Below are 14,261 nucleotides of genomic sequence, written 5' to 3'. Positions count from 1 at the left end.
GCATGACGCGGAGGGAGCGGGAGGTCGACATGCGAACCCGGGTGCGCGGCTGGCGCTGGCGGAGCAGTCCGCTGCGGCGCCGGTCCGATGTCGTCGAGGCGTGGACGGTGCTGGTGGTCGCCGTCCTGATGCTCGTGGGCGCGCCTCTGGCGGGAGTGGCGGCGGCCTGGTGGGCCCATGACGAGGCGACGTCGGTGTCGGCGGAGCAGCGCGCCGAGCGGCATCGCGTCCGCGCGGAGGTGGTCGGCAGGAAGGGCGACTCGCTGCCGTCGGCCCAGTCCGGCGGGCAGCACGCGTTCCGTGCGACCGTGCGCTGGACGGAGCCGGGCGAGGGGACGCGCACCGCGACGGCACCGGTCGCGGCGGGCACCCGGCAGGGCGAGGTCGTGGACGTCTGGTTCGACTCCCGGGGGCGGAACGTGCCCCCGCCGGTGGACGGCTCCGCGGTCTGGCAGCACACCCTCACCATCGGCACATGTGCCGCGGGCGGCGCGGTGCTCGTGGTGCTTCTCGGCCACTTCGCGGTGCGCCGGGTGGCGCTGCGCCGCAGGCTGGCGGAGTGGGACCGGGCCTGGACCCGTACGGAACCGGAGTGGACGCACCGCCGCGCGTGACCCACCCGATGTACGGCAGATGACGGGCACCGCCCGGCTCCGGGCTCCGACAAAATGCCTGGCGAGTCCTCCGACCGCCCACGTAGTGTGATCATCCGCTCTGTCCCCGCAGCTGTTCCTCACCCAAGGCGGTCCTGCATGGCCCTGTTCGACCTTCCTCTCGATGAACTCCGCGAGTACCGCAGCGCGTCCCCCGAGCCCGAGGACTTCGACGCCTTCTGGTCCAAGACGCTCCAGGAGGCGCGTGAGCACGACCTGGACGCCCGCTTCGAACCGGTCGACACGGGCCTGTCCACCGTGCAGGTGTTCGACGTGACGTTCGCCGGCTTCGGTGGCCATCCGGTCAAGGGCTGGCTGACGCTGCCGGCCGGGGCGGACGGACCGCTGCCGCTGGTCGTGGAGTTCATCGGCTACGGCGGTGGACGCGGACTGCCGCACGAGCACCTGCTGTGGGCGTCCTCGGGCCGGGCGCACTTCGTGATGGACACCCGCGGGCAGGGCAGCGCCTGGGGCGCGGGCGGCGGCACGGCGGACCCGGTGGGCGGAGCGCCCGCCTTCCCGGGCTTCATGACGCGCGGTATCGACGCGCCGGAGAACTACTACTACCGCCGGGTGTTCACGGACGCCGTGCGAGCCGTGGAGGCGGCCCGTTCGCACCCCCTCACCGACGCCACGCGCACGGTGGCCGTCGGCGCCAGCCAGGGCGGCGGTATCACGATCGCGGTGGGCGGCCTGGTCCCCGACCTGGCGGCCATCGCGCCGGACGTGCCGTTCCTGTGCGACTACCCGCGCGCGGCGACGCTCACGGACCGGCACCCGTACCGGGAGATCGGCCTGTACCTCAAGACGCACCGCGGTCGCGCCGCGGACGCCCTGCGCACGCTCTCGTACTTCGACGCCGTCCACTTCGCCGCCCGCGGCCGGTCCCCCGCGCTCTTCTCGGCGGCCCTGGAGGACCAGACCTGCCCGCCCTCGACGGTCTTCGCGGCTTTCAACGGATGGGGCCACGAGGACAAGGAGATCGAGGTGTACGACTTCAACGACCACGAGGGCGGCGGGCCCTTCCAGGAGGCGGCCAAGCTGCGCTGGATGCGCTCGCACATCTGATCCGGCCGTTCATCGCCGGCGGGCTTCCGCACGGTCCCGACCAGTCGGTACGTTCATCGCGCCCGGGCCGCTCCACGGCGGCCCGGCCCCGAGACGGTCGGCGGAGGGGCTCATGTCCGAGAACGAGACACAGGTGCGCGGGCACTGCGATGCGCGGTTCGCCGCGGTTCGCAGGGCGTTCGAGGAGAACTTCCGGGAGCGGGGCGAGCTGGGCGCCGCGGTGGCCGTCACCGTCGGCGGCGCGACGGTGGTGGAGCTGTGGGGCGGTTGGGCCGACGCGGAGCGCTCCCGGCCGTGGGAGCGGGACACGCTGGTCAATGTGTGGTCCACGACCAAGGGCCCGGTGGCGCTGTGCGCGCACATCCTGGCCGACCGGGGGCTGCTGGACTTCGACGCCCCGGTCGCCGAGTACTGGCCCGAATTCGCGGCGGCGGGCAAGGAGAAGATCCTCGTACGGCACCTGCTGTCCCACCGCGCAGGTCTGGCCGGGCTGCGGGAGCCGCACTCGCTGGAGCAGCTCTGCGACTGGGAGCTGACCACGCAGCGGCTCGCGGCGACGCAGCCCTGGTGGGAACCGGGAACCGTGTCCGGCTATCACGCGCTCACCTACGGCCATCTGGTCGGCGAGGTCGTACGGCGCGTCTCGGGGCTGCGCCCCGGGGCCTTCCTGGAGCGGGAGGTGACCGCGCCGCTCGGGATCGACTTCCGCATCGGGCTGCCGGCGAAGGACTCCGGCCGAGTGGCCGAGCTGGTCCAGCCGCCGGTGGCGGTGAGCAGTGAACAGGCCGCCGTCTTCGCCCAGTTGGCACCGGCGGCGATCGCGGCGCTGACCAACCCGTCGGTGGCCGCGGCCGGGGCCAACACCCCCGGATGGCGGGCCGCGGAGATCCCCGCGGCGAACGGGCACGGCACCGCGCTCGCGATCGCCGAGCTCTACGGCGTCTTCGCGGGGCGCGGGTCGTACGGAGACCACCGTGTCCTGTCCCCCGAGGCGGCCGAGCGGGTGCGCGAAGGCCAGGGCAGCTGCCGGGATCTGGTGCTCGGCGCCGGGTTCGAGAACGAGACGGAGGTGGGGCTCGGGCTGTGGCTCAGCGGAGCCAACGGCTCCTACGGACCCAACCCGCGCGCTTTCGGTCACGACGGCTTCGGCGGCTCGTGCGGGCTGGCCGACCCGGAGGCGGAGGTGTCCCTGGGGTATGTGATGAACCGTATGGGGCCTCATATCGCGGACGACCCGCGGAAGATGGCACTGGTCGACGCCCTGTACAGCGTGCGGTGACGGCGGGGGCGGGCGGTCCGGTTTCGGCCGAACCGCCCGGCCGCCCTTCCCGCCTGGTTTAGACCAATGCTAGATCTGGTGGCGCACCGAGTCCGCACCACTACCGCACGTCACCACCAGGAGGCGCGGCATGGACCGCACCACCCCGCACGACCACCCGCCGGCCGAGGAAGAGCCCTTGTACCGGCGGATCGCGACGCAGTTGCTCGGCGAACTGCGCGACGGCACCGTTCCGCCCGGTGAACGACTGCCGGGCGAACGGCGGCTCGCCGAGCACTTCGGGGTCAGCCGGGAGACCGTACGGCAGGCGCTGGAACTGCTGCGCCGTGACGGTCTGGTCGCCACCGACCGGCGCGGCAGCCACGCCACCCTGCCCGGCCTGCCGGTGGAGGCACCGGCTTCGCTCGCCTTCCCGGTCGGAGCGGCGGCCGCCGCTCCGGGCACGGTCGCCCGCGCCACCGTCAGGTGGGAGCCGCCCCCGCCGGACCACGCCGAGGCCCTGGGGCTGGCCCCGGGCCGGCCCACCCTCGTCCACGACTACCGGTACGCGACCGCCGACGGACGCGGACTGCGTACCGCCGTGACATCCTTCTCCGCCGTGGCACTGGCGGAAGTGGAGGAGCTGGCCCGCTACCGCGACCGCGCCGACGGCACCGCCGCCGCGCACCTGCGTAGGGCCTACGACTGGATGCGCCGGGCCGGTCTGACCCTGCACCACCGCGACGCCATCACCCGCCTCACGAGCACGCCGTCGGTGCGGGTCACCCGGCAGGTACACGACCAGTACGCGCGCCCGCTGGAGATCACCGACCTGGTGGTGGACGCCCGGCGGGACGCGCTGGTCTACGAGTTCACCCTGCCGGGCCGGGCCGGCTAGACCGGTGACCGGGCCACGACGAGCCGTACCCGCGGGCTGCCGTCCGGTCGCTGTCCGAACTCCGGCAGCGCGTGGAGGTCCACCCGGAAGCCGGAGCGTGCCAGCTCGCGCTGTACGTCCCCGAAGCGGAACGCGCGGTAGTACATGACGAACGGAGGCCGCCACAGCGCGTTGCGCACCCGCATCACCGTGTCGAAGCCGAGCAGCATCCAGTAGCCGAGCGAGCCCGGGCGGGGCGGGGCGACCAGCGGAAACGCGAAGCTGCCGCCCGGCCGCAGGACCGAGCGGACCTGGGTGAACAGGCCGGGCAGCTCACGGGGCAGGAAGTGGCCGAAGGCCCCGAAGCTGACCACCAGGTCGAAGGCGGGCGCGAACGGCAGGGCGCGGGCGTCCGCCCTGACCCAGGAGACCGGAGGCCCCTCGGGCCTGACCTGCTCCCGTGCGATGTCGAGCATGCCCGCGCTGAAGTCGACGCCGGTGACCCGCTCCCGGCACACCCCCGCCAGCACGCCGACGCCCGCGCCGGTGCCGCAGCAGAGGTCGAGGCCGGCGTCGAAGGGCCCCATGCGCCGCAGTGCCGACCCGACGGCGTCGAGGACCGCTTCAGGGGTCCGGAAGGGGGTGTGGTCGAACTTCGGCGCGAGGAGGTCGTAGCCGCGCTCGACGGACGACAGCGCCTGGACGGCGAGCTCGCGCAGACTGGGGCCTTCGGGGCTGAACATCGGCTCAGCCTAGGGGAGCCCGCTGTTCGAGGACCGTGAGTACGCGCTCGCACCAGCGGAGGTTCTCCTCCTCGAAGCCGATGCCTCCCATCAGCGTGAGGTACGGGCCGACGCGGTCGGTCTCCCGTAGGTACTCCTCCTCACTGCGGCCGGCCAGGAGGCGTTCGCGGACGCGCCGGTAGCGGGCGAGCTTGCCGCGGGCCCACGACGCGCGCTCCTCCACCAGCGCACGGGCGGCCTCGGGGTCCGCACCGTCCATGGCCTGGATCTTGATGAGGAGTTCGTCCCGGATGGTGGTCGGCCGCCGGGGCGGTGTGGCGGCGAACGCGCACAGCTCCTCACGCCCCGCCTCGGTGAGCGTGAACATCCGCTTGTCGGGCCGCCGTTCCTGGCGTACGACCCTGGCCTCGATCAGCCCGTCCTGGGCGAGGCGCTCCAGCTCCCGGTAGAGCTGCTGCGGCGTCGAGGCCCAGAAGTTCGCGAACGACACGTCGAACACCTTGGAGAGCTCGTAGCCCGAGGCCTCCCCTTCCAGGAGGGCGGCCAGAACGGCGTACTTCAGAGACATATGGACACGGTAACAGCGGTTGATTATGCTCATCCGCACTTACTCAATTAATTGACCAAGGCAGGTTCGATGCGTGCATTCCGTGAGGCCATCGAGGCAGACGACCTCGACGCCGCCGAGGCGCTCCTGGCGCCGGACGTCGTGTTCACCAGCCCGGTCGTGTTCAAGCCGTACGCCGGCAAGGCGATCACGGCGGCGATCCTGCGCGCCGTCTCCGGCGTCTTCGAGGACTTCCGCTACGTGCGCGAGATCAACGACGCGGACGGCCGCGACCACGCCCTCGTCTTCACCGCGCGGGTCGGCGACCGGGAGATCAGCGGCTGCGACTTCATCCACGTCGGCGAGGACGGGCTCATCGACGAATTCACCGTGATGGTGCGCCCGTTGTCAGGAGCACAGGCGCTCGCGGCGGCCATGGGCGCGCAGTTCGAGCGGATCGCCGAGGAGGCGCGAGCACGCTCGGTGTGAGCAACTCGTCTGGTTGGATGGCCCCATGACGTCCGCCGAGCACGACGCGCTGATGCGGGCCAACCAGGCCAACTGGGACGCCCGCGCGCCCGTCCATCTCGCCAGCCGGTTCTACGGCCTCGACCAGGACCTCGACCCCGAGCGCTGGTTCGCCCCCTTCGAGTGGGAGGACCTCGGCGAGCTGGCCGGGCGTGACGTGCTGCACCTGCAGTGCCATCTCGGCACGGAGACGATCGCCTTCGCCCGGCGCGGAGCCCGTGCCGTCGGCCTCGACTTCTCCGAGGGGTCGGTGGCGGCGGCGAACGGCATCGCCGCGAAGGCCGGGGCGGACGTGACGTACGTGCGGGCGAACGTGTACGACGCCGTCGAGGCCCTGGACGGGCGGCGGTTCGACGTCGTCTACACCGGCAAGGGCGCCCTGTGCTACCTGCCCGACCTGGACCGCTGGGCGGAAGTCATCGGCCGGCTGCTGCGGCCCGGCGGCCGGTTGTACATCGTCGAGTTCCATCCGCTGCTCAACTCCCTCGGCCCGAAGCCCGCTCCGGGCGAAGGGCCCGAGTTGCTTCTGCGCCATGACTACCTGAACGGCGGCGGTCCGGTGCACCGGGACGCGACCCGCACCTACACGGACGGCCCGGCCGTCGAGGGCGCCACGGACAGTTACGAGTGGATGCACGGAATGGGCGAGGTCGTCAACGCGTTGACCGGGGCGGGACTCACCGTGCGGCGACTGCGCGAAGGCGACGAACTTCCCTGGCCGCGCTGGCCGCAGATGGTCCGTACGGAGTCCGGCTGGTGGCGGCTTCCCGCGCCTCGGATCCCGCTGCTGTACGGGCTGCTGGCCGGCCGCTGAGACGCTCGAGGTCCATTTCACTCCCCCGGCATCACGTTCGGTGGTAGCGTGAGAACAGCACTCGTGCACGCCCGGTTCTCGGGCGCCGGTGCCAGTTCATTTCTTCTCTTCTCGTTTCACCTTCCAGCACCACCTCGCTGAGCAGGACGTTCTTCGTCGCGGCCACGGTGCTGTGCGGTTCTCGCCGCCCGGAGGCGTGCCCAAGGCCCCTCCCTTCGCGGCTCCCCCCTCCCTTCGCATGTCCCATGCCTTCCGTCCGTGAAAGGACACACCACCATGACCACCACACTCGAAAACCCAGCCGTCCAGCAGCAGGCCCGGACCGCGACCGGCGTCCTCGACATCGACGCCGCCGGGAAGGGTCAGCTGCGCGCCGAGAACTTCCTTCCCACACCCGCCGACTCCCCGGTCTCCCCCGCGCTGATCCACCGGTACGGCCTGCGCAAGGGCGACTACGTCGAGGGGGTGCGCGGCGACCGGCGCGGCCTGACCGACATCGTGCGTGTCGACGGCCGCGAGCCCGGGGAACTGCGGGGCCGGCGTCACTTCCGGGACCTGACACCGCTGCATCCGCACGAGCGACTGCGTCTGGAGCACCCGGCCGCCGGGCTGGCCGGACGGGTCGTCGACCTGATCGCACCGGTCGGCAAGGGCCAGCGCGGGCTCCTCGTGGCCCCGCCCAAGACCGGCAAGACCGTCCTCCTGCAGCAGCTCGCGGCCGCCGTGGCCGGCAACCATCCCGGGAGCCGGCTGATGATGCTGCTGCTCGACGAGCGGCCCGAAGAGGTCACCGACATGCGGCGCTGTGTGCGGGGCGAGGTGTACGCCTCGACCTTCGACCGCAGCGCCAAGCAGCACATCGCGCTCGCCGAACTCGTGATCGAACGGGCCAAGCGGCTCGTCGAGGCCGGCGAGGACGTCGTCGTCCTCCTCGACTCGCTGACCCGGCTGTGCCGGGCGCACAACAACGCGGCCGCGTCCGGTGGCCGCATCCTCACCGGGGGCGTCGACGCGTCCGCGCTGACCGGCCCCAAGCGGTTCTTCGGCGCCGCCCGGGCCGCCGAGGAGGGCGGCTCCCTCACGATCCTCGCCACCGCCCTGGTGGAGACCGGCTCCCGGGCCGACGACTTCTACTTCGAGGAGCTGAAGAGCACCGGAAACATGGAGCTGCGCCTGAGCCGCGAACCGGCGTCCCGCCGTGTCTTCCCGGCCGTCGACATCACCCCCTCCGGCACCCGCCGCGAGGAACTCCTGCTGCCCCCGGCCGAGTTGGCGGCCATGCACGGCCTGCGGCGCGTACTGCAGAACCGGGACGGCCAGGGCGGTCTGGAGACCCTCCTGGAGCGGATGCGCGAGACACCGGACAACGCGACGTTCCTGCGGCGCGTCCAGCCGACCCTGCCCTCGGGCTGACGGAGCCCGGCCACCCCCTGCCGAGGCGCCACCGGTGTGGCATCCGGGTGCTCGCGGACGCCGTACGGCCCGGTCGTCGCCATGCGGAGCACATCCGTTTCTACGTTAATCATATGATCATCGGACTCTCTTTCCGGATGGCCGTATCGGCCGGTGTGCTCTGTGCGGTGGGGCTCCTGGCGGTGGTGCCCGCCGCGGCGGACGTCTCCGGCAGGGCCGAGCCCAGTGCGCCTGCCGGGCCGAGGGCGGCGGCCCCGCACCCCGCACTGCTGCACCGCCCCGGTACCCATGTCCGCCCGCGTGCCGGAGTGCCCCGTCTCCCTGAGGTCTCCGCCCTGTCGTGGCTGGTGGCCGACGCCCGCAGCGGCGAGGTGCTCGCCGCCCACAACGCGCACCGCAGGCTGCCCCCGGCCAGCACCCTGAAAACCCTGTTCGCCCTCACGGTGCTGCCCGCGCTGCCGGGGCGCGCCCGGCACACGGTCCGTGCGGAGGAACTCCGGGGCATCGGTGCCGGCAGCAGCCTCGTCGGAGTCACGGAGGGCCGTACCTACCGGGTCGCCGACCTCTGGCGCGGTGTCTTCCTCAACTCCGGCAACGACGCCGTCCACGTCCTGGCCGAGATGAACGGCGGCTGGCGGGCCACGGCCCGGCAGATGCAGGCCGAGGCCCGCTCCCTGGGCGCCCACGACACGCGCGTGCTGTCACCGGACGGCTACGACACACCGGGCCAGGTGTCGTCGGCGTTCGACCTGGCGGTCTTCGGCCGGGTGGGGCTGCGCAACCCGGACTTCGCCCGGTACTGCGCCACAGTCGAGGCCAGATTCCCGGGCGGCGGCGGCTGGTCGTACGCCATCCGCAACACCAACCGGCTGCTGAGCGGCACCCGTGGTGTGAAGCCGTACCGGGGGCTCATCGGCATCAAGAACGGCTACACCAGCAAGGCGGGCAGCACGCTCGTCGCGGCGGCACGCCGGGACGGGCGCACCCTCGTCGTGACGGTGATGAACCCTCAGCAGGGCGGCGGGGCCGCCGTCTACGAGGAGGCACGCTCGCTGCTCGACTGGGGGTTCCGGTCAGCCTCGAGGGTGGAACCGGTGGGCTCGCTCGAGACCTCGCAGCGGGCCTCCGCGCGACCGGGAGCGACGACGCTGCCCGCGGCCGCCGCGGCGGCCGTGCCGGAGGAACCCGCCTCCGCCTGGACCGAGGCGAGCCTGATCGTGGGTGCCGTCGGGCTGGGCGCGGCGGTCGTGGTGCTGGTGCTGCGGCTCCCGGCCCGCCGGTCGGAAGGGAGTTGACCGACCGGTAGCCACAGCAGCAGGCCCAGGGTGATCCAGGCGTAGATGTTGCTGCCCAGGAACCCGTCGACGCCGGAAGCGTCGTCGAACCACAGCCACACCACGCTGGTGCACAGCACCGCGTACAGGGCGCCCGCGATCCGCGGGTGCCCCGTACGGACCAGCACGGCGAAGGACGGCAGCAGCCACACCAGATGGTGCACCCAGGTGATCGGGCTGACGAGACAGGCGGCGAGACCGGTCAGGGCGAACGCGGCCGTCCAGTCCTCCGCGGCGGCCGCCCGCCGTACCCTCAGCGCCCACACGCCGAGGATCAGCAGCACCGCCACGGCCCACACCGCCCGGTCCGGTTCCCCCAGCCGGGCCAGAATGCCCTGCACCGACTGGTTCGAGACGTAGCCGAGGCGCCCGACGCGGCTGGTGTCCCACAGGGCGTCGGTCCAGTAGAAGCGTGAGGCGTCCGGGTCCACCCAGGCGGCGAGCGCCGTGGCCCCGAGGGCGACGGCCGTGGCGAGAGCCGCCGCGCGCCACCGTCTGGCCACCAGCAGCAGTCCGATGAACAGCGCCGGCGTGAGCTTGATCGCGGCCGCGAGCCCGATGCCGACACCCGCCAGGCGTCCGCGGCCGGTGGCGAGCAGCGCCGCGTCGGTGAGCACGAGAGCCAGCAGCAGCAGGTTGACCTGACCGAAGCTGAAGGTGTCACGGAGCGGTTCGAACAGTGCGAGCAGGCAGGCGATCAGGGCCCAGCCGTACCAGCCGTGGCGCCGCCGTCCGGGGCCGCTGAGCAGGCGCAGGATCACGGCCAGGGCCGCCAGGTTGAGCAGCAGGGCGGCGGCGATCGCGGTGCGCAGGTCCAGCAGGGCCATCGGCAGCATGGCGACCGCGGCGAACGGCGGGTAGGTGAAGCCGTACGTCGTTCCGGGCACCCGGTAGTCGTAGATCCGGCCGCCGTGATGGACCCAGGTGTCGATACTGCCGTAGTAGACGCGCAGGTCGAACCAGTCGCGCAGCAGGGGCACGGTGGCGGTGAAGACGGTCACCACCGTGGCGAGGGCGAGCACGAGCAGCAGCCGTCCGCGGTCGGTGCGCGGCAGGGCCGGGGTCATGCCGCGCGTCCCAGCGCCGGGGCGAGTTCGGCCTGGCGGGCCTGCCACAGCACGACCACCGCGAGTGCGCCACCGGAGACGGCGAGGACGAGTTGCCCCGTGTCCGCCGCGCTGCCGCTGGGCAGGACGCAGAGCGCGAGCACACCGGTCACGGCCGCCATGCGGTGGCGTACGGAGGTGCTGGGCGTGGCGGCGGCGATGAGGAACAGGCCCCACAGGGCGTACCAGGGGCGGATCGCCGGGCCGAGGGCGGCCACCGCCGCGAGGCTCAGGCCGAGCGCGTAGACCGGTCGTGGGCGCAGCCGGAGCCATATCAGCACGATCGCGACCACGGCCGCCGCGATGCCGAGCGCGTGCCAGGCGGGGATCGCCAGGGGCGCGAGGTCGCTGCCCAGGTGTTCCAGCAGAGCCCCGGTGGCTCGGCCGAGCAGGGTGGTGAGGGCCCAGTTCTGGGGGGAGACGGGAGTGTTCAGAGTGCCTATCCAGCCGTATCCGGTGCCGGCCACGGCCGTGGCGGCGACGGTCGTCCCCGCGGCGGCGACGGCGGTGGTCAGGAGCGCCTTCGCCGGACTGCGGCCGGCGCGGACCTGGAGGACCACGACGGCGGCGAGACCGAGCACGGCGGGTGCCTTGACCAGGGCGGCCAGCGTGACGAGGACCGCGCCGAGGACCGGCCACCGGCCGAGCGCCGCCACCAGGCCGACGCCGAGCAGGCCGAGCATGACGGCGTCGTTGTGGGCGCCCGCGACCAGATGCAGCAGGACGAGCGGGTTGAGGGCGCCCAGCCACAGCGCGGCGGACGGGTCGGCGCCGCTGTGGCGGGCGAGCCGGGGCAGCGCGGCCGCCATGAGGGCCACGCCGGCGAGCGCGACGAGCCGCATCCCGAACAGCCCGGCGGGCAGTTCCCCCCGGGTCAGCCCGGACAGGGCCGCCGCGACGGCGAGGAACACCGGGCCGTAGGGGGCTCCGGTGTGCCGCCAGAGCGGGGCGACCTCGTCGGCGAGCGGTCCGCCGAGCCGGGACGGCCCGTGCGCGTAGACATCCATGTGCGCGTCGACCATCGCCCCCTGGGCGAGGTAGCTGTAGACGTCGCGGCTGAACAGCGGCGGGGCGAGCAGCAACGGTGCCGCCCAGACGGCGAGGACGAGCAGCAGGGCCCGGGGAGTGGGCGGCCGCGGTCCGCGCACCAGCCGGCCCAGCAGCGCCCAGGCGGCGATCAGCAGGACGACGCCGAAGTAGACACCGACCAGACCGAGAGCCGCGCCGGCGGAAGCCGGGTGGAGAAGGTCCCGTACGGGCAGGGCACCGGCCGTCTCACCGCCCGCCGCCAGGAAGGCGGTACCGGCCAGACCGAGTATCTGGCAGCGGCGGAGATCGACGGGGAAAGCCATGGCCAACACTCAGTCAGGGTGTCGACGTCGGGTGGCCGGAAGTTGACGCGGTCTGTTCCGGGAGGAAGCGGCGGCGTGACCGGCCGGTGATCAGGTGCCTGCCGGGGGCTCGGTCGCGCAGGGCACCGCTCCCGTGAAGGGACCATCCGGCACCCGTCTTCAGAACACCGACAGGCCTGTCAGCGTCGTGAAACGGTCGAGGGCCGCCACACCCGCCACAGAATTGCCCCGTTCGTCCAGGCCCGGGCTCCACACGCACAGCGTGCACCGGCCCGGGACGACGGCGATGATGCCGCCGCCCACGCCGCTCTTGCCGGGCAGCCCCACGCGGTAGGCGAAGTCGCCCGCCGCGTCGTAGGTGCCGCAGGTCAGCATGATCGCGTTGATCTGCTTGGCCTGGCTGCGGGTGAGCAGTCGGGTGCCGTCGGCGCGGACTCCGTGGCGGGCCAGGAAGCTCGTGGCGAGGGCGAGATCGGCACAGGAGGCGGTGATCGAGCACTGCCGGAAGTACTCGTCGAGCAGGACCGGCACCGGGTTGTCGATGTTGCCGTAGGAGGCCATGAAGTGGCCGAGGGCGGCGTTCCGGTCGCCGTGCGCCGTCTCGGAGGCGGCGACCTCCTCATCGAAGTCCAGGCCGGGGTTGCCGCTCTCCGCCCGCAGGAACGCCAGCAGTTCGCCCGAGGCGTCGCCGGTACGGGTGTGCAGCCGGTCGGTGACGACGAGGGCGCCCGCGTTGATGAACGGGTTGCGCGGGATGCCGTTCTCGTACTCCAGCTGGACGAGGGAGTTGAAGGGGTTGCCGGAGGGCTCGCGGCCCACGTGCTCCCACAGGGCGTCGCCCTCGCGGGCCAGATCGAGGGCGAGGGTGAAGACTTTGGTGAGGGACTGCGCGGAGAACGGCTCCCGCCAGTCGCCCACTCCGTACACCGTGCCGTCGGGTTCGGCGACGGCCATGCCGAATCGTCGCGGATCGCGGGCGGCGAGCGCCGGGATGTAGTCGGCGGGCCGGCCGCGGCCGGGGGTCCGCTCGATCTCCTCGGCGATGCGCTCCAGGATCGGCTGGAAGGACGTCGGCGATGTCATGATCACTATTGTCCCTCCGCGCCGGTCCCGGTGCGCTCGCGCGGGTCAGGCCTGGGCCGGGCCGCTGCCCGCCAGGACCTCGGGGCGCAGCAGGCCGGCGAGTGTGTCGGCGGGGAGCAGGCCCTTCTCCAGGACCAGTTCGGCCACACCGCGCCCGGTGCTCAGGGCCTCCTTGGCGATGTCGGTGGCGGCCGTGTAGCCGATGTGCGGGTTGAGGGCGGTGACCAGGCCGATGGAGTTCTCCACGGTGGCCCGCAGCGCCTCGGTGTTGGCGGTGATGCCGGCCACGCAGCGTTCGGCGAGCGTGAGGCAGGCCGCGCGCAGATGGGTGATGGACTCCGACAGGGAGTGCAGGATGATCGGCTCGAAGGCGTTGAGCTGGAGCTGTCCGGCTTCGGCGGCCATGGTGATGGTGACGTCGTTGCCGATCACCTCGAAGGCGACCTGGTTGACGACCTCGGGGATCACGGGGTTGACCTTGCCCGGCATGATCGACGAGCCGGCCTGGACGGGCGGCAGATTGATCTCGTTGAGGCCGGCGCGCGGACCGGAGGACAGCAGCCGCAGGTCGTTGCAGCTCTTGGAGAGCTTGACCGCGATGCGCTTGAGCACGCCCGACATCTGGACGAAGGCGCCGCAGTCCTGGGTCGCCTCGACCAGATTGGCCGCGGTCACCAGGGGCAGGCCGGTGAGCGCGGCGAGGTGGCGGCGGGCCGACTCGGCGTATCCGGCGGGGGCGTTGAGGCCGGTGCCGATCGCCGTGGCGCCGAGGTTGATCTCATGGATCAGCTCGACGGCCTCGGCAAGACGGGACCGGTCCTCGTCCATCATGACCGCGTATGCGGAGAACTCCTGGCCGAGCGTCATCGGCACCGCGTCCTGCAACTGTGTACGGCCCATCTTGAGCACGTCGTGGAACTCGACGGCCTTGCCGGCGAAGGTGTCCTGCAGGACGGACATCGCCGAGAGCAGCCCGCGCACCGCGAACACCGTCGCGATCTTGACCGCGGTCGGGTAGACGTCGTTGGTGGACTGACCGAGGTTGACGTCCTCGTTCGGGTGCAGGTACCGGTACTCGCCCTTGGCGTGGCCCAGCAGTTCCAGCGCCCGGTTGGCCACGACCTCGTTGGCGTTCATGTTGGTCGACGTGCCGGCGCCGCCCTGGACGACATCGACCACGAACTGGTCGTGCAGCTTGCCGTCACGGATCTCCCGGCAGGCGGCGACGATGGCGGCGGCCTTCTTCGAGTCCAGCAGACCGAGTTCCTCGTTGGCGAGGGCGGCGGCCTCCTTGACGGCGGCGAGGGCGTCGATCAGATGCGGATAGGCGGAGATGGGCGTGCCCGTGATGGGGAAGTTCTCGGTGGCACGCAGGGTGTGAACACCCCAGTAGGCGTCGGCGGGGACGTCTCGATCGCCGAGCAGATCGTGTTCGGAGCGGGTGGCGGCGGCGGTCATGAGAGTTCTTTCTGAGGTGAGGGTGGG

Annotated in this window: 13 protein-coding genes and 1 pseudogene; 8 read left to right on the top strand and 6 right to left on the bottom strand. The window is 72.4% G+C overall.

Annotated elements, in window-relative coordinates; translation table 11 throughout:
- The first annotated feature begins 29 nt into the window (after positions 1-29).
- From AC07DF_RS20000 to AC07DF_RS19985, 4 genes are all read left to right on the top strand, one after another.
- Entirely contained in the window at positions 30-614 is a 585-nt protein-coding gene (locus tag AC07DF_RS20000) for an Rv1733c family protein (RefSeq protein ID WP_478972599.1), read from the top strand.
- Positions 615-752: 138 nt separating this feature from the next.
- Positions 753-1,721 carry an acetylxylan esterase gene (locus AC07DF_RS19995; RefSeq protein WP_478972596.1) on the top strand — a complete coding sequence of 323 codons (969 nt, stop codon included), beginning with the start codon at positions 753-755 and terminating at the stop codon, positions 1,719-1,721.
- Positions 1,722-1,833: 112 nt separating this feature from the next.
- Positions 1,834-3,000, top strand: coding sequence for a serine hydrolase domain-containing protein (locus tag AC07DF_RS19990; protein ID WP_478972593.1), 1,167 nt, complete (start codon positions 1,834-1,836; stop codon positions 2,998-3,000).
- Between the two features lie 130 nt (positions 3,001-3,130).
- Entirely contained in the window at positions 3,131-3,877 is a 747-nt protein-coding gene (locus tag AC07DF_RS19985; protein WP_478972590.1) for a GntR family transcriptional regulator, read from the top strand.
- Here the strand turns inward: AC07DF_RS19985 and AC07DF_RS19980 are convergent.
- Together AC07DF_RS19980 and AC07DF_RS19975 are read right to left on the bottom strand one after the other, a co-directional pair.
- Positions 3,874-4,599 carry a class I SAM-dependent methyltransferase gene (locus tag AC07DF_RS19980; RefSeq protein ID WP_478972587.1) on the bottom strand — a complete coding sequence of 242 codons (726 nt, stop codon included), beginning with the start codon at positions 4,597-4,599 and terminating at the stop codon, positions 3,874-3,876. The two genes, AC07DF_RS19985 and AC07DF_RS19980, sit on opposite strands and share 4 nt — an antisense overlap.
- Positions 4,600-4,603: 4 nt before the next feature.
- Positions 4,604-5,167, bottom strand: a complete 564-nt coding sequence (locus AC07DF_RS19975) for a PadR family transcriptional regulator (RefSeq protein ID WP_478972584.1) — start codon at positions 5,165-5,167, stop codon at positions 4,604-4,606.
- A 69-nt stretch (positions 5,168-5,236) separates the two neighbouring features.
- On the opposite strand from AC07DF_RS19975, the gene AC07DF_RS19970 reads away from it, so the two are divergent.
- The 4 genes and pseudogenes from AC07DF_RS19970 to AC07DF_RS19955 form a co-directional block, all read left to right on the top strand.
- Positions 5,237-5,635: a nuclear transport factor 2 family protein gene (locus AC07DF_RS19970; protein WP_478972581.1), complete on the top strand. Its 399-nt coding sequence runs from the start codon at positions 5,237-5,239 to the stop codon at positions 5,633-5,635.
- A 25-nt stretch (positions 5,636-5,660) separates the two neighbouring features.
- Positions 5,661-6,488 (top strand): class I SAM-dependent methyltransferase, encoded by an 828-nt coding sequence (locus AC07DF_RS19965; protein ID WP_478972578.1) that lies wholly within the window; start codon positions 5,661-5,663, stop codon positions 6,486-6,488.
- Between the two features lie 276 nt (positions 6,489-6,764).
- Complete coding sequence (rho, locus tag AC07DF_RS19960) at positions 6,765-7,901, top strand: transcription termination factor Rho (RefSeq protein WP_478972575.1); 1,137 nt, start codon at positions 6,765-6,767, stop codon at positions 7,899-7,901.
- Between the two features lie 113 nt (positions 7,902-8,014).
- A pseudogene (locus AC07DF_RS19955) lies at positions 8,015-8,851 on the top strand (D-alanyl-D-alanine carboxypeptidase family protein); the annotation flags it as partial.
- Positions 8,852-8,934: 83 nt separating this feature from the next.
- Here AC07DF_RS19955 and AC07DF_RS19950 read toward each other — a convergent pair.
- The 4 genes from AC07DF_RS19950 to aspA all read right to left on the bottom strand — a co-directional run bounded on the left by AC07DF_RS19950 (position 8,935) and on the right by aspA (position 14,234).
- Positions 8,935-10,302, bottom strand: coding sequence for a glycosyltransferase family 87 protein (locus tag AC07DF_RS19950; protein WP_478972572.1), 1,368 nt, complete (start codon positions 10,300-10,302; stop codon positions 8,935-8,937).
- A complete protein-coding gene (gene mptB / locus AC07DF_RS19945; protein ID WP_478972569.1) occupies positions 10,299-11,693 on the bottom strand; it encodes a polyprenol phosphomannose-dependent alpha 1,6 mannosyltransferase MptB in 1,395 nt (464 codons plus the stop codon). The genes AC07DF_RS19950 and mptB overlap by 4 nt, the downstream gene beginning before the upstream one ends.
- A gap of 159 nt (positions 11,694-11,852) precedes the next feature.
- Positions 11,853-12,776: a glutaminase gene (locus AC07DF_RS19940; protein WP_478972566.1), complete on the bottom strand. Its 924-nt coding sequence runs from the start codon at positions 12,774-12,776 to the stop codon at positions 11,853-11,855.
- 45 nt (positions 12,777-12,821) lie between these two features.
- Positions 12,822-14,234 (bottom strand): aspartate ammonia-lyase, encoded by a 1,413-nt coding sequence (gene aspA, locus AC07DF_RS19935; protein WP_478972563.1) that lies wholly within the window; start codon positions 14,232-14,234, stop codon positions 12,822-12,824.
- Positions 14,235-14,261: the final 27 nt, after the last annotated feature.

It is taken from the genome of Streptomyces sp. NPDC044719 (genome assembly GCF_056433405.1).
Note: the sequence above shows the minus strand (reverse complement) of the source record. Positions and strands in the feature narration are given on the sequence as shown.